Origin of the sequence: Arthrobacter sp. 'calajunan' (assembly GCF_046940185.1) — a bacterium.
In the GTDB taxonomy this organism is placed as follows: Bacteria; Actinomycetota; Actinomycetes; order Actinomycetales; family Micrococcaceae; genus Glutamicibacter; species Glutamicibacter soli.
Window position 1 is genome coordinate 224886 of record NZ_JBKZDY010000001.1, and the last position, 20454, is coordinate 245339.

Consider the following 20454-nt stretch of genomic DNA (forward strand, 5'->3'; position numbering starts at 1 on the left):
CAGGATCCCCTCCACCTTGCCGCTCCAATTGGCGGACTCTCCGGCACCTGTCGCGCAGATGCCGTCGGGCCAGGCTTCGGGAGCGCAGCGTTTCGCCGGGCTGCTGGCCCGGGCCGGGGATGAGCCGGCGGCCGCACTGGATCCTCGGACCCTGCCCGTGCCGGAGCCGGATCATCGCGCACTACCTGCAGAAGCCGCAGTCCCGCCCGCCGCGCCGGAATCATCAATGCCGCCGGTTCTCGCGCAGAACCTGTTGCTGACCATCGAGCTGCCTCCCGAAACCAGCGGGGGAGCCGGGCCTGGGTCCTTGCCGGTGCTCGACCGTGCGTCCGGAGGGACCGAATCATCCGGGACAGTCGAGCAGCAGGGCAAGGTCCCTGCCCGCATCCAGCCGTTGGGCGGTCCCGCCGCAGGCATCACGCTGCCGGTGGAGCCTTCGGCCGATCCTGCTTCCACGGGGAGCATCGCCCCGACCGAGAAGCCGGCCGGCGCGGCAATACCGAGCGCCGCTCCGGGGTCCGCCGTGACTGCGCTCACCGCCCCCGCCTCCGCCGGCGCGCAAGCGGCAGGGCGGATGCCTGCCGGCACCCTGATTCCGGGTGCTGTCGGGACGATTCCTGTGCAGAACCCCGCGCCCGCGCCCGGGACCGCTGTGCCGCAGAACGCTGTGGGTCACGCCGAAGCCGATGCCACGCCGCTCGAGGTTTCCGAGGGCCAAGTTCCCCGCGCGCTCCCGCACCAGCATGCACCCCAACCGCCCGAGGTTGCCGTGGCCGGTGAGCCGAAACCAACAGGTGCGGTCGCCGCAGGAGCAGGGGAGCGGCTTGCGCAGGCCCCGCCCGAATCGCCGCTTCCCGCGGTGGCGCTGGCGAGCGCTGGCAACTTGCAGGGAACCGCTCCGCCGCAGCGGGCTGACGGCCTGCCACCGCTGGAAGAGGTCCCGACCGCACGCCCGGCACCCGTGCACCGGCCCTTGCTGAAGCAGCTCACCGCGCCGCTCGTGACCGTCCTCAGTGCCGTCCCTGGCCAGCGAACCATGAATATCCATGTGGCACCGGAAACGTTGGGACCGATCACCGTCAGCGCTCAGCTGGGTCCCTCCGGACTTCGGGTCGACTTGTCGGCACCGACCGATGCGGGAACCCACGCCTTGCGTGCCTTGCTGCCGGAACTGCGCCGTGAGATGGCAGCGCTCGGGCAGGGCAGCGTGCAGGTGCTCTCGCCAGAGAATGCCGCGTCCACGGGGAACACTGGTTCCGGTGCGGGCCAGGGATTCGCCGGCTCCGGCCAGGGGCACTTCCAGCAGCGTCACCCCGACAACGCTCCCGCCCGGCAGCATCCGAGCCCTGGAATCCCACTGGCCGAAGGCGCGGATACCGCCCCTGCAACGGAGAATCCAGCCCTGCCTGGCACACCCGCTCCACCCGCTCGCCCCGTCGCCAGGCTCGACCTGCTGGCCTAACCGAAAGACCTCCGACGATGACTATCAGCCCCCTCGACGCATCAGGCGGCACGGCAGCCGCCGCCGCCAGGCAGCGTGTTCCCAAACAGACCATGGACTCGGAAGTGTTCCTGCACCTGCTGGTCACCCAGTTGGCGAACCAGGATCCCAGTGCGCCCATGGACACCAATCAAATGATTTCCCAGACCGTGCAGCTGGCGTCCATGGAACGGCTCAACACGCTGACTGCCGCGCAGCAAACCTCGCTGGAAGTCCAGCAGCGCACCGCGGCCTCGTCCTTCATGGGACAGCACGTGACCTCGGCTGACCAGCCGCCGGTGGAAGGAATCGTCACCGCGGTCACCTTCACTGCCAACGGACCGGTGCTCAGCGTGGGGGAGAAGCAGATTGCGTTGACCACCGTGATTGCGGTCCGGGACCCGCAGAAGACCGAAGCCCCCGCCGCGGCGCCGGACAACGATCTTCCCGAAAACACCAGGTCTCCTGAGGAAGCTGCCCCCGCGAAGCCCAACGCAGCGGCCTCCTTGCCCAACTCGTTGCCCAACGTATTGCCCAGCTAGGCCGCCACCAAGCTGCCCCATTAAACAATTAAATTCCACTCACAGAAAGCCCCCGTCATGCTGCGTTCACTTTATTCAGGAATCTCCGGCCTTCGCGCCCACCAGACCATGCTGGATGCCACCGGCAACAACATCTCGAACGTCAACACCACCGGGTTCAAGTCGTCCTCGGTGCAATTCCAGGACACCCTCTCCCAGCTCACCCAGGGCGCCACGGGCCCGGCCGCCAACCAGGGCGGATCCAACCCGGCCCAAGTGGGTCTGGGCGTGCAGGTCGCCGGCATCTCCACCAATTTCGCCCAGGGGTCCAGCCAGAACACCGGCCGATCCACGGACATGATGATCTCCGGCGACGGATTCTTCATTACGCGCTCGGGCGGCACGACCTCGCTGACCCGCGCCGGCGCCTTCGACTTCGACGCCAACGGGCGGCTGGTCAGCCCGGACGGCGGACTGGTCCAAGGCTGGATGGCCGGGGCCAACGGGCAGCTGGCGACCGGTGGGGAACTGAGCGACATCACCCTGCCGAACAACCTCATCGCTCCGGGCACCGCGACCGGCAAGGCCAGCGTCGGCGGCAACCTGCCCAAGGACACCGCAGTGGGCGAAAGCCTGGTCCGCGATGCCCAGATCTTCGCCGCCGACGGATCCGAGCACACCCTGACCCTCACCTTCACGCGGACCGCCACCGGCTGGAGCGTGGCAGGCAAAAACGGCGCCAGTGGAGCGACCGCCACCCAGAACCTGACCGAAGACGCCTCCGGGAACTTGTCCGACGCTGTGCTCAGGGTGGGCGCGGTGGCCGTGGACCTGGGCAGCCTGACCAGCTTCGCGGAACTGAACACCGCAAGCATCTCAGGGGTCGACGGCAACAAGGCCGGCACCCTGGAAGGATTCACCCTGGGGGCAGACGGCACCCTCACCGGCAGCTTCTCCAACGGCGCGCAGCAGGTGGTTGCGCAGATCGCCATCGGCAACGTCACCAATCCTGCCGGGCTGGAAAAGGCCGGCGGGTCCTCCTACACACTTACGGGCAACTCCGGCACCCTGCAGTTGGGAACCGCCGGCAGCCCGGGTTTCGGAAAGTTGGCCGGCGGCATGCTGGAGATGTCGAACGTGGATCTGTCCCAGGAATTCACGAACCTGATTGTCGCCCAGCGCGGGTTCCAGGCCAACGCCCGGATCATCACGACCAGCGACGAGCTGCTGCAGGAGCTGTCGAACCTCAAGCGCTAAGCGCTGTGGCTAACGCCCGGCGCCCGGGCGCCGACAGTTGACAGTGGACTAATGAGGTGAGGGCACCATGATCGTGTTAACCAGGTTGAACTCCACCCGGCTGGCCGTGAACGCGGACCTGATCGAACGGATCGCGCAGTCGCCGGACACCGTGGTGGTGATGGCCAACGGCGCCCAGTACGTGGTGCTAGAAACCCTGGACGAGATCATTGCCCTGACCGTCGACTACCGGGCCCGGGTGCTCACCGCGGCCCGCACGGCAGCCGTTCAGGCTGCCGGTGCGGTGCCGGCTCCCGGCGCGCCTTAATAAGGGGAGATATCCATGGATCCGGCAACAATTATCGGCTTGCTGCTCGCCTTTGGCGCCATGTTCACCATGCTGTTCATGGAGGGCGCCAGCCTGTCCTCCATCCTGTTGCCCGCACCGATGATCATCGTGTTCTTCGGCACGATCGCGGTGGGCATCGCCAGCGGCACCATCAAGGACATGCTCGCGGCGTTCAAGGCGCTGCCGCAGGCATTCCGAGGCAAAATCGGCAACCCCCGGGATCTGGTCGAGCAGCTGGTCCAGTTCGCCGAGGTGGCGCGGCGCGACGGGTTGCTGGCCCTGGAAGCCGAGGTGGCCAAGGCCAAGGACCCGCTGGTGGCCCGCGCCCTGCAGGCGATGGCCGACGGGGTCGACGCCGACGACCTGCGCGACATGCTCGAAGACGACATCGACACCCAGGAGCGCGAGAAATCCGTGGCCAGCAAGTGGTTCGCCACTCTGGGCGGGTACGCGCCCACGGTGGGGATCATCGGCACCGTGGTGTCCCTGACCCACGTGCTGGAAAATCTGTCCAAACCCGACGAGCTGGGGCACATGATCGCCGCCGCTTTCGTTGCGACCCTCTGGGGACTGGTCTCGGCGAACTTCATTTGGCTTCCCATCGGGGCGAGGCTGGGACGGCTGGCCGAACTTGAATCCGAGCAGCTGAACCTCGCCGTCGAGGGGCTCATGGCCATCCAGTCCGGCACCCCGGCACTCGTGCTGCGTGAAAAACTCGAAGGCATGCTCCCGGCCGACTCGGCCAAGGCTTCGGGATCCAAGGACTCCATCAGGTTGGCTGAGCAGGACTTCGAGGAAGCCGCATGAGCCGTCCCGGATCATCGCGTGCCGCGGGGCGTTCGCGCCGCCGCAGGCGATCGGCGCAGCAGGGCCATTCCGAGAACTCCGAGCGCTGGATGGCCTCCTACATGGACATGGTTACCGTGCTGATGTGCCTTTTCATCGTGCTGTATGCGATGTCCACGGTGGACCAGGACAAATTCGCGGCCTTACGCAATTCGCTGGCCACCGGCTTCGGCGTCCAGGAAACCCAGTTCGCCGATACCGCCGAAGGCATCGTGGTCCCGGCCGATATGGCCGGCGCCCAGGGGCTGCTCAGCACCGGCACCGGTGAGGAACTGAGCAGCGAGCAGCTGGAAGCCATGGCCAGCGCGGAAACCCGGAAGCTGCTCAAGCTCAAGGAGCAGATCCAGGACGCCCTGGTCGAGCAGGGCTACCCCGATGCCGCGGTCTACCGCATCGACCAGCGCGGCTTGACGGTGCGGCTGGTCAGCGCCGAAACCTTCTTCGTCCCCAACAGCGCCGAGCTGACTCGCCAAGCGGGCCGGATCATCGACGCCATCGGACCGGTGCTGAAGCAGGCGAACCTGAACATCGCCGTGGAGGGCTTCGCTGACGTGCGCCAGCCGGTCCACCCGTATCCGACCAATTGGGAGCTTTCGGCGAGCCGGGCCACCGGCGTCCTGCGGGTCCTAGTGGAGGACGGCGGCATCAAGCCGGGCAGGATCTCCTCGGTGGGCTACGGCGACGCGCGGCCGCTGAAGGACCGCGGGGACTTGTCGCTGAACCGCCGGGTGGACATCGTGGTGCTGTCCAACAAGAGCGAGGCGGTTCGCGAGAAACTCCCGGAACTCGATGGATAGCACCCCTGGGTGATGAAAAGCCCATGTCGGGGGCCGGCGGCGAACAACCTGCCGAAACCGGCTAACGATCAGCGTCCGGCTGCCGAGAGTAGCCACCGTGACATCTTTGCCTTTGGGAGGCCCGGGCTACGGCGTGCCGCGGGATACCACGTCCGCGCATGCGTTGGCCGAAGTGTACGACTTCCGCCGACCCACGACCCTTGCCCGTGAACACGCGCGTGTGCTCGAACTTGCCTTCGAGACCTTTGCGCGTCAGTGGGGTACCCAGCTGACCGCCAAGATCCGGGTGATGTCGCAGGTCAGTTTCGAATCGGTGCAGATGCAGACCTATGACGACTACGTCGCTGGATTGCCGCCGCTGACCACCATGGTGCTCTGCGCCGCCGAAAGCACCGAGGCGCGCAGCGTGCTGCAGTTCCCCGCCAGCGAGGCGCTGAGCTGGGTCTGCCACATGCTCGGCAGCCATGCCCCCGGCGACCTGCCGGACCGGGCCTTCACCCGCATCGAAGCGACGCTGATCCGCTCGTTGATGGGCGAGGCGCTGGAGGACCTGCACTATTCGCTGGGAACGCTGCTCTCCGAACGGCTTGTCGTTGCCTCCATCGCCCACCAGTCGCAGTTCGCCCAAGCCGCCGCGAAGTCGCAGGTGATGATCGTCGCCCGGCTGGGGATCAGGGTGGGCGAGCACAGCGCCAGCGCCTCGGTGGCGCTGCCGGCCGAGCTGCTGCTTGAACAGCTCGGCGAGGCCAACCCACGGTCCGACGCGGAGAACTCCGAAGAGCTGCTGGCCCAGTCCCTGGGGACGGTCCCGCTGCAGGTGCAGCTGTCCACCGTCCCTAACCTGGTGAAGCCCCAAGCGATCCTGGAGCTTGCGGTGGGAGACGTGCTGCCCCTGGGCCACCGCGTGCACCAGCCCTTTGACTTGCTCGCCGGCGGGCACCGCGTCGGTACCGCCGCCGCGGGATCGCGCGACGGCCGCGCAGCCGCCGTCATCGTCACGAAACAGGAAAGTTAACCATGCCAGCCTTCAACGAGACCTCCGCGGTCCTCCACTCCACCGCGCTGTACACCTCCGCCGCCCAAGCGCTGGCCGCGATGCTGCCCACCGCCACCTCGCTGAGCGCGGTGCTGCACACCGGGCCGCGGCAGGACTGGGTCGCCTCGGCCGCCGGGGCAGTGCTCTGCGCGACCTTTGTCGGGGAGCAGTCGGCCGACGTGGTGCTGCACGTGGCCGAGCGCGAGCTTGGAGGCTCCTCCGAACGCCGCACCGCCCGCGTGGGCACCGAGGACCTGCTGCGCCCGGCGCTGGAAGCTGCAACCGGCGTGCTGGGCATCGGGGTGCTGAGCCTGGAATCCGGCGAGAACGCCCAGGGCACGCTCTCCGCGGCAGACACGGTGGGCTTCATGCTGCGCACCCAGTCCGGGGAGGACGCCGGTTTCTTCGCCCTGCGCCTTCGCGAAACCGCACCGGTCTCCGGCCCGGCCCCATCCGCCGAGGAGCCGGAGGACATGGCCAGCCGGCTGGGCCGCATCTCGAATGTGGAGATGGCGCTGACCGTCCAGATTGGACGCACCAGATTGTCGGTGCGCGATGTGCTGAACCTGGAACCGGGCGCCGTCATCGAGCTTGACCGTTCCGCCGGGGCCCCGGCGGACGTACTGCTCAATGGACGGCTGATCGCCCAGGGCGAGGTGGTAGTCATGGACCAGGACTACGGCGTACGCATTACCAAGATCCTTGACATGGATTCGGCGGGCGCCTGAGCGTGGACGGCATTCTCCTGTTCCTGAGGGTAGTGCTCTCGCTCGCCGCGGTCTTCGGCCTGCTGCTCTACCTGCGAAGGAAATTCTCCACCCGCCTCGGCACCCCGGGCAGCTCGCTGTTGTCGGTGGTGCAGCGGCAGCCGCTGGGCCCGAAATCCTCGGCGGTGCTGATCGACGTCGAGGGCCGGCGCTACCTGCTGGGCGTCAGCGAAGCCGCGGTCAACGTCATCGACAGTTATGACGCCCCCGCGGCAGCGCAGGTCGCCGAGTCGGCCACGCAGCCCGGGCAGCCTGCCGCCGGCCCGGTGCTGGTTGACGATCTGCCGGACGGCGAACAGGACCGCGACACCCCGCTGGCGGCGCCCACCCGCAAGAGCCTGCGCGCAGTGAACGCGTTCGAAGCCGAGCTGCGCCGCAGTTCCCAGGCCTCCACGCGCCCGGGCATGCTCTCCGGCTCCATCCTGGACGTCCAGACCTGGCGCGACGCCCAGCATGCGCTGCGCCGGGGACCGCGCCGGTGAGGCGCTCCCGGGCGAACCGGGGTGCTGCCGTGTCCAGGAACCAGCTGCGGCTGCTGGTTGCCGCCGTACTGGCCGCCGCCTATCTGGCCTGGTTGCTGCTGGCCGCCCCGGCGGCTTTGGCGACCCCCGCCACCCCGGAGCCTGCCGTGCCCGGCGGCGGCATCTCGGTGGACATCAACGGTCCGAACGGCACCCCGAATTCCGCGATCGTCACGCTGATCGCCATCACGCTGCTGTCGGTGGCCCCGGCGTTGCTGCTCATGATGAGTTCATTCACCAAGATTTTTGTGGTGCTGGCGCTGACCCGCAACGCGCTGTCGCTGCCGAGCATCCCGCCCAACCAGGTGCTGGCCGGGCTGTCCCTGTTCTTGTCGTTGTTCATCATGGGGCCGGTCCTCGGCCAGATGAACGAGCTGGGAGTGCAGCCGTACCTGTCCGGGGAGCTGGATCTGAACGGCGCGCTGGACATCGGCATGGGGCCGCTGCGCGACTTCATGCTGGCCCACACCCGGGAAGCGGACATCGCGCTGATGACGCGCGCCGCCCAGCTGCCCAACCCCGAAAGCCCCGCCGATGTCGACTTGACCACCCTGATCCCGGCGTTCATGATTTCCGAGCTGCGCGCGGCGTTCATCATCGGCTTCGTGATTTTTGTGCCATTTTTGGTCATCGACCTGGTTGTCGCCTCCGCGCTGATGTCCATGGGCATGATGATGCTTCCTCCGGTGATGATCTCGCTGCCGTTCAAGATCCTGCTGTTTGTGCTGGTCGACGGGTGGTCGCTGATCATCACCGCTTTGGTCGGTTCCTACCAGATTGCAGGCGGGTGAGCCGTGGATTCCAATGCAGTGCTGGACATCGGGCTCTCCGGGCTGATGCTGGCGGCCAAGCTGGCCGCCCCGGTGCTGATCACCTCGCTGGTGGTCGGCTTCGCCATCTCCCTGTTCCAGTCGATGACCCAGATCCAGGAAGTCACGTTGTCCTTCGTGCCCAAGGCGGTGGCAGTGGCGGTGGCGCTCGTGGTCTGCGGGCACTGGATGATCTCCGAGGCAGTGCTGTTCACCCACGAGCTGTTCGGCACGCTGCCCCTGCTGCTGGATGGCAGCTGATGCATTTCACTCTGCAGCTGCACTTCCTTGAGGTGCTGATGCTCGCCGCCGTGCGCATCACCGCCTTCCTGATGCTCGCCCCGCCCTTTTCCCACAACTCGATCCCGCTGCGCATCAAGGGCATGCTCGGCGTGGCCCTGGCCCTGACGGTGACCCCGAAACTTGCCCCGGACTACGTGTCGCCGAACACCGCCGGGTACCTTGGCCTGCTGGTGCTGGAGCTGGCGGCCGGGGCCTGCATGGGATTCATGATCCTGCTGGTTTTCGCCGCGGTGCAGTCCGCGGGCAACCTGATCGACCTGTTCGGCGGCTTCTCCATGGCCCAAGGCTTCGACCCGCAGTCCATGGTCAACGGCGCCCAATTCGCCCGCTTTTTCCATTTCGCCGCGCTCGCGCTGCTGGTTGCCTCCGACGGCTACCAGTTGGTGTTGGCCGGGGTGTTCACCTCGTTCTCCGCGGTGCCGCTGGGCGCCGGGCTGGCCTTGTCCGGCGCAGCGCAGTCCCTGGCCGCCGCGGTGCCGCAGATGTTCGTGGCGGCCGTCCAGATCGCCGGTCCGCTGCTGGTGGTCCTGGTGCTCGCGGATTTCGGGCTGGGGCTGCTGACCCGCGCCGCACCGGCGCTTAACGCGTTCGCCATGGGCTTTCCGCTGAAGATCTTTATCACCCTGGCCCTGGCCGGAACGGTGTTCGTGGTGCTGCCCTCCATCGTCTCCGCGCTGGTGCGCGATGGGCTGGAACTGCTGCCGGCGATGGTGCCGCGATGACGCAGGACTCGGGGGAGCGCAGCGAAAAGGCGACCAGCCAGCGGATGAAGGAAGTCCACTCCAAGGGCAAAATAAGCCGCTCGCAGGACCTGGCCGCCTGGCTCGGACTGGGCGCCGCGGCCCTGATGGTGCCAGGAGTGCTTGAACGGGCCAGGGAAGCCGGGGCAGTCCACTTCGCCGCGCTGCGCCCGCTGGCCGCGCACCCGGACCCCGAGGCAGCGGTGGCGCTGCTTGCCCAGTCGCTGGGATCCATGGCTGCGACAGTGGGCCCGCTGTTCCTCGTGGGCCTGGTGGTTGTGATCGCGGTATCCGCGCTGCAGGGAGGCATTCGTTTCCGCCAGTTCCGGTTGGATCCGTCGAATCTCAATCCGGTTGCCGGGCTGTCCCGGGTGTTCGGCTTCGCGGCACTGTGGCAGGGGATCAAGGCGCTGCTGAAGGTCGCGGTGATCGGGCTGGTGCTGTGGCTGGTGGTGCAGTCCCTGATGCCGATGCTGCTGCAGTCCGGGGCGCTGCCGTTGTCCTCCCTGCTGAGCACCGGAGGACAGGGGGCCGGCTGGTTGATCCAGGCTTCGGTGGCCGCCGGGCTGGTGCTGGCCGCCGCGGACGTGCTGGTGGTCATGCGGCGCAACCGCAAGCACACGCGGATGACCCGCAAGGAACTGACCGACGAGCACAAGCGCAGCGAAGGGGACCCGCTGGTGAAGTCCCAGCGCCGGGCCCGGCAGCTGGCGCTCAGCCGCAATGCGATGATCGCCGCCGTGGCAGATGCCGACGTGGTGATCGTGAACCCGACCCACGTGGCGGTCGCCTTGCGTTATCAGCCAGGCATTTCGGCGCCCACCGTGGTGGCCAAGGGGGCAGGGGACATCGCCGCCCGACTGCGCGAAGTGGCCGCCGAGCACCGGGTTCCGATGATCCGGGACATTCCACTGGCGCGCGGCCTGCACGCGCAGTGCGACGTCGGCGAGGAGATCCCCGCTGACAGCTACACAGACGTGGCCAGGGTGCTGGCCTTCGTCATGAAACTCAAATCCCGTGGCGCCTCCACAGGCATTCATACCGCACCCGCCGCCGGATCCGGCAGCTAGCACAGGAAGACCTCGATGAACTACTCGCAATTGTCCAAGATCGCCGTGCCGGTGGGCGTGGTGGGCATCGTGCTGCTGCTCGTGGTGCCCATCCCCGCGGCGCTGCTCGATATCCTCTTTGCCACCAGCATTCTGCTGTCCCTGGTGGTCCTGCTGCTGACCATGTTCGCCAAGCGCCCGCTGGACTTCTCCGTGTTTCCCTCGTTGCTGCTCGTGGCCACGCTGCTGCGCCTGGGGCTGAACGTGGCCTCCACCCGGCTGGTGCTCAGCCAGGGCTATGCCGGTGAGGTGATCGAGGCCTTCGGGCACATCACCATCGGCGGATCGCTGGTCATCGGGTTCGTCATCTTCCTGATTCTGGTGGTGATCCAGTTCGTGGTGGTCACCAAGGGCGCCGAACGCGTGGCCGAGGTGGGCGCGCGGTTCACGCTGGACGCCATGCCGGGCAAGCAGATGGCCATCGACGCGGACCTGAACGCCGGGCTGATCACCGACAGCCAAGCGCGGGAGCGCCGCGCGGAAGTCGCCGCGGAAGCCGACTTCTACGGGGCGATGGACGGCGCGAGCAAGTTCGTCAAGGGCGATGCGATCGCCGGGCTGGTGATCATCATCATCAACCTGCTTGGCGGCATCGGCATCGGCATGCTTTCGCGCGGCATGGAGATCGCCGACGCGTTGAACACCTATGCGCTGCTGACCATCGGCGACGGCCTCGCCACCCAGATTCCGGCCCTGCTCATGGCGGTGTCCACCGGAATGATCGTCACCCGCTCCAACTCGGCCGACGACATGGGTGCCACCGCGTCGGCGCAGCTGGGGCAGTCGCGGGCGGCGCTGCTCATTGCCGCGGGCTGCGCCGTGGCGCTGGCGCTGGTGCCGGGCATGCCCAAGCTGCCTTTTGTGTTCATCGGAGGGCTGCTGCTCTGGTTCGCCGGCCGGATCAAGGCCCGGGACGAGAAAGAGGCGCAGGCCGCCGCGCAGGCGGCGGCAGAACCGCAGGGCGCCACCCCGGAGACCCCGACCGAACTGCTTGAACGCATGAAGGTCCATGCCATCGAGGTGCAGCTGGCAGCAGACCTGGTGGACGTGGTCAACGGCGGCGGAGACGACCTGTTGGCCCGGGTGCGCGCCCTGCGCCGGCGCATCGCCATGGACCTGGGCATCGTGCTGCCCCCGGTGCGCACCCGCGACAACGTGGAGCTGCCCCCGGCCACCTACGCGATCCTGATCGCCGGGGTGGAAGCCGGACGCGGCACCGCTCCGCGCGGCAAGGTGCTGGCCCTGGGCGACCAGCTGGATTCGCTGCCCGGACAGCTGGTCCATGAGCCCGTGTTCGGGCTGGCCGGCAAATGGGTGCCCGCCGAATTAAGGCATACCGCGGACATGGCCGGAGCTACGACGATCGACCGGATCTCGGTGATCATCACGCACCTGTCATCCATCGTGCAGGAACAGGCCCCGCGCCTGCTCACCCGCGAGGACGTGCGTGTCATGACCGACGCGCTGCGCGAGCAAAGCCCTTCCGCAGTCGAAGAGCTAGTGCCCTCGTTGCTCTCCCTGGCCGAGGTGCAGCAGGTGCTGCAGGGACTGCTGGGCGAAGCCGTGGCCATCAACGACCTGGCGCGCATCTTCGAAGCCCTGTCGCTGCAGGCGAAAACCGGCACCGCGCCGGAAAACCTGATCGAGGCGGCCCGCGAGGCGCTGGGACCGGCGATTGCCGCGAAATACCTGCAGGGCTCCACGCTGCGGGTTGTCATGATCGACCCGGTGGTGGAGCAGGGAATGCTGGAAGCCCTGCGCCCGGGGGACGCCGGAAGCCAGATCATGTTCGATGCGCGGAGGCTGGAAGCGGTGCTGGACTCGGTCAAGAAGATCGCAGCCGACCTGCAGAACCGCGGTGTGTCAGCCGTGCTGGTGTGCGCGCCGGCGCTGCGGCCCGCGGTGCGTCGGCTGATCGGCCCGGCCTCTGGGTTGGACGCGGTGCTCTCCTACCAGGAGGCCACCGCCGGCGGGGCCCAGATCGAGACGGTAGGGGTGGTGCGCGGTGCCGATGCAATATCTGCTTAAGGGCCGCAGCCTGCAGGAGCTCCAGGACAAGGCCATTGCGGACTTCGGTCCGCAGGCCTATCTGGTCTCGGCGGAAAAAATCACAACCCCGCGCGCAGGTGGCCTGCTGCGCGAATTCCACTACGAAGCGGTGATCCAGGTCCGTGAGGAACCCATCCCGGCACCGGTGCGTCGCCATCGGCTGGTCCCGGTGCGCCGCGGTCCGCGGAAGCCCGCGGAGCCGGCTCCTGCCCGTCAGGCGCCGGCCGCTGCCCAGACCGTGGTGGGCCAGCTGCTTGAACGCGTCGAGGCTGCCGAATTGCAGCTTGCCGGTCAAGGATCCGAACCCGCGAAGGCCGCGGATTTCGACGCGGTGCTCGATGCCCAGAGTTTTTCCCTCTATCCGGCGGCGGGCCGGCGGGCGGCGAACCCGGAACCTGCTGCCCCTGCCCGGCAGCCGCAACGCAACGCTGCGACGACCACGACGAATCAGCAGGTCTTCCGGGGACAGCCGGGGGATCTGGTGCTGCTGATCGGCAAGGACGCCGACGCTCTCACCGCGTCCATGCTTCTGGACGACGGGAGCAACCTGATCGCCCAAACCGAGCCGATGGCTTCCGGCGCCCCTGCGGCGCCCGGAATCGGCCAGGGCCGTCAGGTGCGGATAGTTGCCGGCCGACGAGCGGCGCTGGAGGCCCGGGCCGCGGCGGTGGCCGAGGAAACGTGTGTGCTGCTTGCCATGCAGCTCGCGGCGGCAGGTAGCCAAGCCGAGCAGGAGAAGATTCGCAGTGTGGGCGCGGATCAACTGGTGCTGGTGGTCGATGCACGCCTTAAGGCCGAGGACACCGCCATCTGGGTGGGGCAGGTGGCCGAACATCACGCGGTAGCGTGCATTATCGCGTTGTATTCGGACCAAACTTCCACTCCTGAAACCGTCGAATCGCTGGGGTACCCGGTGCTCAGGCTGCCCGACTGAGGGCTTCGTGGTGACACCCGAACTCTTTCGGACGGATATGATAGTCAGGTGCTGGTACTCACTCGGAAAGTCGGAGAACAGGTCCTGATCGGCGAGGGCATCGTAGTGACGATCCTTGAGTCGAAAGGCGATTCGATCAAGGTAGGAATTGACGCGCCCAAGGGTGTGAAAATCCATCGTGCCGAAGTCCTGGCCGCAGTGATCGAGGAGAACCAGAAGGCCTCGGCCAGCGATCATGCCGCAGCCGCCCGGCTTGCCAACCTGCTCGCCGCCCCGGCTTCCCGGCCGCCCGCCGGCGAGACTGACTAGCGCCGGCAAAGGCCGCGCATGCGACACCTTCGCAGTGGCGATGACATAGCCCGTCGCCGTGGCCTCCAGGATAACCCTGGGTGCCGCGATTTCGACGTTCGAATTGCCCGAACCGTGCCGGACCAGCACCTCAAGTTCGCGTCCGGTCAAGGTTGCGACAAATGCAGCGGGCAAGGCTCGGTCGATGTAGTCTTCCTCGCCGAAGGCCGTCAGGATCAGGACCGTGGCTGCGTTCCCTTGGGTGCGCTGTCTTGGGTTTGCCGCTTCTCAAGCACCGAGGGCCCGTCAAACTGGGGCATGCGGAGGTCCAGCTGCATGACATCCGGTTCCAGACGCTGGGCATGCCCGATACAGCGGTAGCCGTTTTCCAACCCGTGACGATCTGCACTGTATTGTCCGTGCACAGGACCGTGCGCAACCCGGCACGGATCGAGTTGTTATCCTCGGCAACGAGGACGCGGACGGGATCGGTTTCGTTCAGGGGCATCGGCAGTTCTCCTTCAAGGGATGAAGATGCTCTGCGGAAACCAGCACGTAGCTCAGCAGCCTGGTGCGTGCCGCGTAGTCGCAACAGGTGGATTCCGACGGTGCCATGGTCGAGGAGATGGTGAAGAACGGCTTTTCCAGTCCTGGCGCGTCAACCGACCGCGCAACCTCGGAACAGTCCATGCTCACCGAGATGTTACAGAAATCTTCCACGGACAGGGCCACGACCTTGTTGTCCACATTTTGCAGGGCGTGAAAACCGCTGAACTAGAATCTTCCGAAGAACGCCGCCACCTTCATGGCCACTGGTGCGGCCGGGTCCTACGGTTCAGGACCGCGCTTTAGATAATTGTCGCCTGGGGCGCTTCTGGCTGCCGGGACGGCCCGATTCGCCCGCCGCGATGCCTGAAACAAACGGCCGAGAACAAACGGCAAAATATGGCACCGAACCGGTGGCGATGGCAGAAGATTTACAAGTTCACAGTCGTTGCCAAGGCATCGTCCATGCGGCTGCAAGACAGCGGACCCGGCCAGAACGCAGGGTGCAATAGTCGTACCTGCCGGTGCTTCCTGCTGAAGGGAAAAAGGTGGCCCAAGGGCATCAACGCTGCCTTGGGTACGAAATATCCACGCTCCGGCTGCCGCGCAATCCGCGGCGCCGGATGGATCGATGGTACGACGTCACGCCCGGCATGGGCGCAGGATCATCCGTGAAGCCAACGCTTTCCGGAATATCGAACTACCGAATACCGCAACGGGAGGAACGAAATCATGATTGACAAGCACCAGATTGACGAATTGCTACACCACGACGGAACAGTCGTAGGAGCCGACGGGGAGAAGATCGGCAAGTTCGGCCAGGTCTTTTTGGATGACCAGACCGGAGAACCGCAGTGGGTCACCGTGCGCACGGGGTTGTTCGGACTTTCCGAGAGCTTCGTCCCGCTGGATGAGGCCAGCGTGGACGGCGACACCGTGACCGTGCCATTCGACAAGCAGACGGTCAAGGGCGCACCGCGCATAGACGACCAGGACGGGCATTTGAGCCCGGCAGACGAACAGGAACTCTACCGCTATTACAACCGCGCCTACGATGCCACGGGGCCTGAGGGAATCGAAGCAGACCGCGGCACGGGAATGGATCGCGAGTCCGGCATGGACCGCACCGCCGACGATCCATTGGGCGGCGGTGTCGGCACCCTGGCACCAGGCGAGAGCGCGGGCGTCCAAGACGAGATGGACCCGGTTCGCGGACAGGACGAGCCAGTGGCGGGCCATGGCGCGGACCAGTCCATGACCCGCTCCGAGGAACAGCTGCGTGTCGGGACCGAGTCGGTGGAGACCGGGCGAGTCAGGTTGCGCAAGTACGTGGTCACCGAGGACGTCACGACCACGGTTCCGGTCAGCCACGAGGAAGTCCGGGTGGAACGTGAGCCGCTGGCCGGAGACGGCGCCGCAGGCGTGGCCGGCGAGACCGAGCTTGGCGAGCAGGAAGAAGAAGTCACCCTGCATGCCGAACGCCCGTTCGTGGAAAAGGAAGCCGTTCCGGTGGAGAAAGTCAGTTTGGGCACCGAGACGGTCACCGAGGATGAGCAGGTGACCGAGCGGTTGCGCAAGGAAGAAGTGGAAACCGAGGGGGATTCCGGACGTGTGGATCCGGCGAACCGCGACCGGTCCCGGGATGACGGGATCTAGCCCGGGCCGCCTGTCGCAGGGCGACGGCCCAGGCCAAGTCAGCTAGGAGGAATCATGAGCACCAGTGCAGAAAACGATCCGCGCGGCGAAGGCGCGTCGGAACCAGCGCACCGCATGCCGATGGACGACGACAGGATGCGGCCCCGGGACCGGGACGCGGCCGAAGGTCGGAATCTCGCGGGCAGCGAACGGTACGAGCCGGACGCGACGCCTCGCTCTGACCGGCCCGGGGCGCAGGATCCGCCGCGAGACCGGAATGCGGCGGTGGAAAGGGAAAAGCACCTGTACGGCGGGATGAAGATCGGCTCGGCCTTCTTCGGCTGGCTGAGCGCCACCGGCATGGGCGTGGTGCTCACCGCCTTGGTGGCCGCGGCCGGGACGGCCGTCGGGGTCAGCACCGGAACCAACCCGGATGAGGTGGCCCAGAGCCTGAACCAGGACCCGCAGACCGTGGGAATGCTCGGAATCATCGTGCTGGCCGCCATCGTCCTGGTCTCCTACTACTGCGGCGGCTACGTGGCGGGGCGGATGGCCCGCTTCCACGGAGCCCGGCAGGGTGTGGCGGTCTGGCTGTGGGCTCTGGTGATTTCCGCTGTTGTCGCCCTGCTGGGCTGGATCGGCGGCAGCCAGTACAACGTGCTGGCGCAGGTCAACAGCTTCCCGAGGATTCCGGTGAACGAGGGAACGCTCAGTGCGGCGGGAATCATCGCCCTGGTGGTCGTCGCCGCGGTGGCGCTGCTGGGAGCCGTGCTCGGAGGGCTGGCAGGCATGCGCTTCCACCGCCGGGTCGACAAGGCGGGGAGCCAGGTCAGCTAGGCCCAGGGTCCGTGCACGGCAAAGCCGGGGCGGGAGCACCATTCGATGCACCCGCCCTGGCTTCTGCTCGCCGCGACCTAGCGGCGCGTGCCCGGTTCCCCGGAAGCGCCGGGATCCCCGGAATCTGGCTGGTCCTGCGCGGATCCGCGCAGCATCTGCTCGAATTCCTTGCGTTCCTTGCGGGAGAGCGGCAACTGGCCGGTCGCCGGGTTCACGATCTGGCCGCTTTCCTTGGCCGCCTCGGAAGCGGACTTCGGCGCGGGAACCGCATCCGCGCCGGACTGCTTCCTCGGCTGCTTCGGGGCTTTGGCCGGCTTGGCCGGCTTGTCTGACTTGCCGGGCTTGGCCGCGACGCCGAGCTGGCCGGACTCGCTGTCCCGACCCGGCGCGATGATGCGCGCGGTCGCGCCGTCCATGGCAGCTGCCAGGTCCTCAGCCGAGGTCGCCTGGCGCTGCGCGTCGCGGCGGGCAAAACGGCGCTGGGCGGAGCGCTCCTTGCGGGATTCGACCAGGTGGTAGAGCACCGGCACCAGTACCAGGGTCAGCAGGGTGGAGGAGACCAGGCCTCCGATGACCACCACGGCCAGCGGCTGCGAGATGAAGCCTGACTGCCCGGTGAGGCCCAGCGCCATCGGCATCAGCGCGAAGATGGTGGCCAGCGCGGTCATCAGGATCGGGCGCAGGCGCTGGCGGGCGCCGTGCGTGATCGCGTCCTGCAGGCTCATCGCCGCGCGTTCGGGCGTCGCATGGCGGTACTGGTTGATCAGGTCGATCAGCACGATCGCGTTGGTGACCACGATGCCCACCAGCATCAGCATGCCGATCAGCGACGGCAGGCCCAGCGGGATGCCGGTGGCCAGCAGCAGGCCGATCGCGCCGGTGGCGGCGAACGGGATGGAGACCAGCAGGATCAGCGGCTGGATAAGCGACTTGAAGGTCGCCACCATGATCACGTAGACGATCGCCACGGCCGCCAGCAGCGCCAGGTAGAGCTGGTTGAAGGACTCGGCCTGCTCGGTGGCGGCGCCGCCGATTTGCGCGGTCGCGCCCTCGGGCAGCTCCACGTCGGCCAGGCGCTCGGTGACCTGCTGGGAGACCGAGCCGAGCATGTTCTCCTGCGGCGTCAGCGACACCGTGGCGATGCGCTGGCCGTTGGAGGTGGTGACCTGGCGGACCACGTCGGTGCGTTCCACCGTGGCCAGGTCCTGCAGCTGCTTCACGCCGGAGGCGGTCGGGATCTGCAGCTCCTGCAGCTCCTTCAGCGAGGTCAAGTCCATGCCCTCGCCGATCAGCACGCTCATGTCGGTGAATTCCAGGCGCAGCGTGCCGGCCGGCACCGGGGAGACCTGGGAGGCGACGATCCCGGACAGCTCGGTCTCGGTCAGCCCGGCTGCGGCGGCCTTCTTCGCATCGATGTCGATGCTGACCTGCTCGCGCATCGCGGAGAGGTTGTCGCTGAGCTGGGTGACGTGCTCGGTGCCCTCCATGGCCTGGCTGACCTTGGCGGTGGCATCGCGCAGGATGTCCTCGTTCGGGGCCTTCACCTCCACGGTCACGTCGGAGGACATCATGCCCCCTGAGCTGCCGGAGAACTTCAGGGACGAGTCCTCGGGCAGGGTGAGCGTATCCAGCTCGGCGCGCACGGTGTCGGCCAGGGCCAGCTGGTCGGCGTCGGGGTCGGTGATCGCGGTGAAGTTCGCGGTGTCCGAACCGGAGGAGAACATCGCCGCGAAGCCGCTGGCCGAGCCCACGGTCATCTGCACGTCGGTGATGCCCTCGGTCTGGCGCAGCACGCTTTCGACCTTCTCGGCTTCCTTGCGGGTGGTTTCCAGCGAGGTGCCCGGGGCCATCTTCTGGGTGATGGAGATCGAGTTCTCCCCGGTGTTGCCCAGCAGGTTGGTCTGCAGCAGCGGGGTCATCGCCACGGTGCCGGCCAGGATCAGCACGGAGGCCAGCAGCGTGATGACCGGGTGCTTCTGGGTGCCGCGCAGCACCGGGGCGTAGGCGCGCTGCATCCAGGACTTGTCCTCGGCCAGGTGCACGGTGTGGGTGGCGGCGCTGCCCGGGCGGTGCGGCAGGAACCAATAGGCAAGCACCGGCACGATGGTCAGCGAGACGACCAGCGAGGCAAGCAGCGCGATGGTCATGGTCATCGCGAACGGGCGGAACAGCTCGCCGGCCATGCCGCCGACCAGCGCGATCGGCAGGAACACCGCAACGGTGGTCAGCGTCGCGGCGGTGATGGCCCCGGCGACCTCCTTCACGGCCAGCAGGATCGCCTGCGACTTGGATTCGCCGTGCGCCAGGTGGCGCTTGATGTTCTCGATGACCACGATCGAGTCGTCCACCACGCGGCCGATCGAGATGGTCAGCGCGCCCAGGGTCAGCATGTTCAGCGTGTAGCCGCCGGCGTTCATGCCGATGAAGGTGACCATCAGAGACAGCGGGATGGAGATCGCGGTGACCAGGGTGGAGCGGATGGAGAAGAGGAAGACCAGGATGACCAGCACCGCGAAGCCCAGGCCCAGCGCTCCCTCGGTGGTCAGCGACTCGATGGAGGACTCGATGAACGGGGCCTGGTCGAAGATGGTGGTGATCTTGGCATTGGAGCCGAGCTCCGCCTGCAGCTCGTCGAGCATGCCGGTGATCTCGTGGGACAGGCCCACGGTGTCCCCGTCCGGGGTTTTGGTGATTGCCACCGACAGGGTTTCGGCGCCGTTGGTGCGGGTGATGCTGGTGGCCGTATCGGCCTGCACCGAGACCTTGGCGACATCCTGCAGCAGCACCGGGCCCTTGTCGGTCGGCAGCGGGATTTCCTTGATCGCCGCCAGCGTGTCCGGGGCGGAGCCGGCGATCACCGGCAGGGTCAGGTTGTCCACGTCCAGGGTGCCGATGGGCATCGGGGAACCGGCGTTCTCGATGCCGTCCTTCAGATCCGCCACCGTCAGCCCGGCGGCGCGCAGCTTCGCGTCGTCCGGGATCACCGCGATGTGCTGGGAGGCGCCGCCGGAGACGGAGGCCTCGCGCACCCCGTCGATCTTCTGCAGCTTGGGCAGCATAATGCGTTCGACGTCGTCATTCAGCGCCTGAAGCGACTTGTCGGAGGAGATCGCCATCTGCATGATCGGGAAGTCGGCGATCGAGCCGGCGAAGGCCGTGGGCTCCACGTCTTCCGGCAGGCTGGACTTGGCGTTCGCGATCGCGCGGTCCACCTGGGAGCGGGCGCGGTCCATGTCCGTGCCGTACTCAAGCATCAGCGAGATGCGGGTGAAGCCGGTCTGCGAGGTCGCGGTCGAGGACTCAAGGCCCTCCACCGCCTGCAGGGCGGTCTCCAGCGGGCCGGCGACCTGCTCGTCGATGACCTCGGGGCTCGCGCCCGTCTGGGTGGCCATGACGGAGATCTGCGGGAACTCGAGGGAGGGTATGAGCTCCTGCTTGAGTGAACTCATGGAGATGACGCCGAAGACGGCGGCAAAGACCGTGACCAGCGCGATGAGCGCCCGGTTTTTCAGAGACAAGATGGCCAAGCGCTGCATGCGGGTATGGTCCTAGCGGTGTCGCGAAATGGGGTGGGATTAGTTTAACTCTAGTTCGTCGGCCGAAAACTGCCGAAAATCCGAGGGCGTTTAAGCCGAAGATCATCCGAATGGA

Annotated in this window: 20 protein-coding genes; 18 read left to right on the forward strand and 2 right to left on the reverse strand. The window is 67.1% G+C overall.

Annotated features, from left to right (window positions below):
* Window positions 1–16 precede the first annotated feature (16 nt).
* The 16 genes from RF641_RS01070 to csrA all read left to right on the forward strand — a co-directional run bounded on the left by RF641_RS01070 (window position 17) and on the right by csrA (window position 13806).
* Window positions 17–1462, forward strand: a complete 1446-nt coding sequence (locus RF641_RS01070; protein WP_424572213.1) for a flagellar hook-length control protein FliK — start codon at window positions 17–19, stop codon at window positions 1460–1462.
* A 17-nt stretch (window positions 1463–1479) separates the two neighbouring features.
* Complete coding sequence (locus tag RF641_RS01075) at window positions 1480–2022, forward strand: flagellar hook assembly protein FlgD (RefSeq protein WP_424572214.1); 543 nt, start codon at window positions 1480–1482, stop codon at window positions 2020–2022.
* 57 nt (window positions 2023–2079) lie between these two features.
* The gene (locus RF641_RS01080) at window positions 2080–3258 is read left to right on the forward strand and encodes a flagellar hook protein FlgE (RefSeq protein WP_047118830.1); all 1179 of its coding nucleotides are present in this window, start codon (window positions 2080–2082) and stop codon (window positions 3256–3258) included.
* 67 nt (window positions 3259–3325) lie between these two features.
* The gene (locus RF641_RS01085) at window positions 3326–3565 is read left to right on the forward strand and encodes a flagellar FlbD family protein (protein ID WP_424572215.1); all 240 of its coding nucleotides are present in this window, start codon (window positions 3326–3328) and stop codon (window positions 3563–3565) included.
* A 15-nt stretch (window positions 3566–3580) separates the two neighbouring features.
* Window positions 3581–4393 (forward strand): motility protein A, encoded by an 813-nt coding sequence (locus RF641_RS01090; RefSeq protein WP_047118832.1) that lies wholly within the window; start codon window positions 3581–3583, stop codon window positions 4391–4393.
* Window positions 4390–5229 carry an OmpA/MotB family protein gene (locus tag RF641_RS01095; RefSeq protein ID WP_047118833.1) on the forward strand — a complete coding sequence of 280 codons (840 nt, stop codon included), beginning with the start codon at window positions 4390–4392 and terminating at the stop codon, window positions 5227–5229. Before RF641_RS01090 ends, RF641_RS01095 begins: the two co-directional genes overlap by 4 nt.
* Window positions 5230–5326: 97 nt before the next feature.
* Window positions 5327–6244 carry a flagellar motor switch protein FliM gene (locus tag RF641_RS01100; protein WP_424572216.1) on the forward strand — a complete coding sequence of 306 codons (918 nt, stop codon included), beginning with the start codon at window positions 5327–5329 and terminating at the stop codon, window positions 6242–6244.
* A gap of 2 nt (window positions 6245–6246) precedes the next feature.
* Window positions 6247–6993, forward strand: a complete 747-nt coding sequence (fliN, locus tag RF641_RS01105) for a flagellar motor switch protein FliN (RefSeq protein WP_424572217.1) — start codon at window positions 6247–6249, stop codon at window positions 6991–6993.
* Window positions 6994–6995: 2 nt separating this feature from the next.
* Window positions 6996–7514 (forward strand): FliO/MopB family protein, encoded by a 519-nt coding sequence (locus tag RF641_RS01110; RefSeq protein WP_424572218.1) that lies wholly within the window; start codon window positions 6996–6998, stop codon window positions 7512–7514.
* A 29-nt stretch (window positions 7515–7543) separates the two neighbouring features.
* Window positions 7544–8344 (forward strand): flagellar type III secretion system pore protein FliP, encoded by an 801-nt coding sequence (fliP, locus tag RF641_RS01115; RefSeq protein ID WP_424572219.1) that lies wholly within the window; start codon window positions 7544–7546, stop codon window positions 8342–8344.
* Window positions 8345–8347: 3 nt separating this feature from the next.
* Window positions 8348–8623, forward strand: coding sequence for a flagellar biosynthetic protein FliQ (locus RF641_RS01120; protein WP_424572220.1), 276 nt, complete (start codon window positions 8348–8350; stop codon window positions 8621–8623).
* Entirely contained in the window at window positions 8623–9387 is a 765-nt protein-coding gene (gene fliR / locus RF641_RS01125; protein WP_053797854.1) for a flagellar biosynthetic protein FliR, read from the forward strand. Before RF641_RS01120 ends, fliR begins: the two co-directional genes overlap by 1 nt.
* Window positions 9384–10475 carry an EscU/YscU/HrcU family type III secretion system export apparatus switch protein gene (locus RF641_RS01130; RefSeq protein WP_424572221.1) on the forward strand — a complete coding sequence of 364 codons (1092 nt, stop codon included), beginning with the start codon at window positions 9384–9386 and terminating at the stop codon, window positions 10473–10475. The genes fliR and RF641_RS01130 overlap by 4 nt, the downstream gene beginning before the upstream one ends.
* A 15-nt stretch (window positions 10476–10490) precedes the next feature.
* The gene (locus tag RF641_RS01135; RefSeq protein ID WP_424572222.1) at window positions 10491–12542 is read left to right on the forward strand and encodes a flagellar biosynthesis protein FlhA; all 2052 of its coding nucleotides are present in this window, start codon (window positions 10491–10493) and stop codon (window positions 12540–12542) included.
* Window positions 12526–13497 (forward strand): hypothetical protein, encoded by a 972-nt coding sequence (locus tag RF641_RS01140; RefSeq protein WP_424572223.1) that lies wholly within the window; start codon window positions 12526–12528, stop codon window positions 13495–13497. Before RF641_RS01135 ends, RF641_RS01140 begins: the two co-directional genes overlap by 17 nt.
* A gap of 48 nt (window positions 13498–13545) precedes the next feature.
* Complete coding sequence (gene csrA, locus RF641_RS01145) at window positions 13546–13806, forward strand: carbon storage regulator CsrA (RefSeq protein ID WP_047118843.1); 261 nt, start codon at window positions 13546–13548, stop codon at window positions 13804–13806.
* 477 nt (window positions 13807–14283) lie between these two features.
* Here the strand turns inward: csrA and RF641_RS01150 are convergent, their stop codons facing one another.
* Window positions 14284–14532, reverse strand: a complete 249-nt coding sequence (locus RF641_RS01150) for a hypothetical protein (RefSeq protein WP_424572224.1) — start codon at window positions 14530–14532, stop codon at window positions 14284–14286.
* A 531-nt stretch (window positions 14533–15063) separates the two neighbouring features.
* Between RF641_RS01150 and RF641_RS01155 the strand changes: the two genes are divergently transcribed.
* Window positions 15064–15987 (forward strand): PRC and DUF2382 domain-containing protein, encoded by a 924-nt coding sequence (locus RF641_RS01155; protein ID WP_424572225.1) that lies wholly within the window; start codon window positions 15064–15066, stop codon window positions 15985–15987.
* 54 nt (window positions 15988–16041) lie between these two features.
* On the forward strand, window positions 16042–16803 hold the full coding sequence (locus RF641_RS01160; protein ID WP_424572226.1) for a hypothetical protein: 762 nt from the start codon (window positions 16042–16044) through the stop codon (window positions 16801–16803).
* A 77-nt stretch (window positions 16804–16880) separates the two neighbouring features.
* Here the strand turns inward: RF641_RS01160 and RF641_RS01165 are convergent, their stop codons facing one another.
* Window positions 16881–20339, reverse strand: coding sequence for an efflux RND transporter permease subunit (locus RF641_RS01165; protein ID WP_424572227.1), 3459 nt, complete (start codon window positions 20337–20339; stop codon window positions 16881–16883).
* Between the last annotated feature and the right edge of the window lie 115 nt (window positions 20340–20454).

Excerpts from the sequence above, each read along its gene's own strand:
- RF641_RS01095 (WP_047118833.1), top strand. The coding sequence starts at position 4,390 with ATGAGCCGTCCCGGATCATCGCGTGCCGCGGGGCGTTCGCGCCGCCGC.
- RF641_RS01165 (WP_424572227.1), bottom strand. The coding sequence starts at position 20,339 with ATGCAGCGCTTGGCCATCTTGTCTCTGAAAAACCGGGCGCTCATCGCG.
- fliN (WP_424572217.1), top strand. The coding sequence starts at position 6,247 with ATGCCAGCCTTCAACGAGACCTCCGCGGTCCTCCACTCCACCGCGCTG.
- RF641_RS01135 (WP_424572222.1), top strand. The coding sequence starts at position 10,491 with ATGAACTACTCGCAATTGTCCAAGATCGCCGTGCCGGTGGGCGTGGTG.
- fliR (WP_053797854.1), top strand. The coding sequence starts at position 8,623 with ATGCATTTCACTCTGCAGCTGCACTTCCTTGAGGTGCTGATGCTCGCC.
- RF641_RS01160 (WP_424572226.1), top strand. The coding sequence starts at position 16,042 with ATGAGCACCAGTGCAGAAAACGATCCGCGCGGCGAAGGCGCGTCGGAA.
- RF641_RS01130 (WP_424572221.1), top strand. The coding sequence starts at position 9,384 with ATGACGCAGGACTCGGGGGAGCGCAGCGAAAAGGCGACCAGCCAGCGG.
- RF641_RS01140 (WP_424572223.1), top strand. The coding sequence starts at position 12,526 with ATGCAATATCTGCTTAAGGGCCGCAGCCTGCAGGAGCTCCAGGACAAG.
- RF641_RS01090 (WP_047118832.1), top strand. The coding sequence starts at position 3,581 with ATGGATCCGGCAACAATTATCGGCTTGCTGCTCGCCTTTGGCGCCATG.
- RF641_RS01155 (WP_424572225.1), top strand. The coding sequence starts at position 15,064 with ATGATTGACAAGCACCAGATTGACGAATTGCTACACCACGACGGAACA.
- RF641_RS01085 (WP_424572215.1), top strand. The coding sequence starts at position 3,326 with ATGATCGTGTTAACCAGGTTGAACTCCACCCGGCTGGCCGTGAACGCG.
- RF641_RS01075 (WP_424572214.1), top strand. The coding sequence starts at position 1,480 with ATGACTATCAGCCCCCTCGACGCATCAGGCGGCACGGCAGCCGCCGCC.
- RF641_RS01080 (WP_047118830.1), top strand. The coding sequence starts at position 2,080 with ATGCTGCGTTCACTTTATTCAGGAATCTCCGGCCTTCGCGCCCACCAG.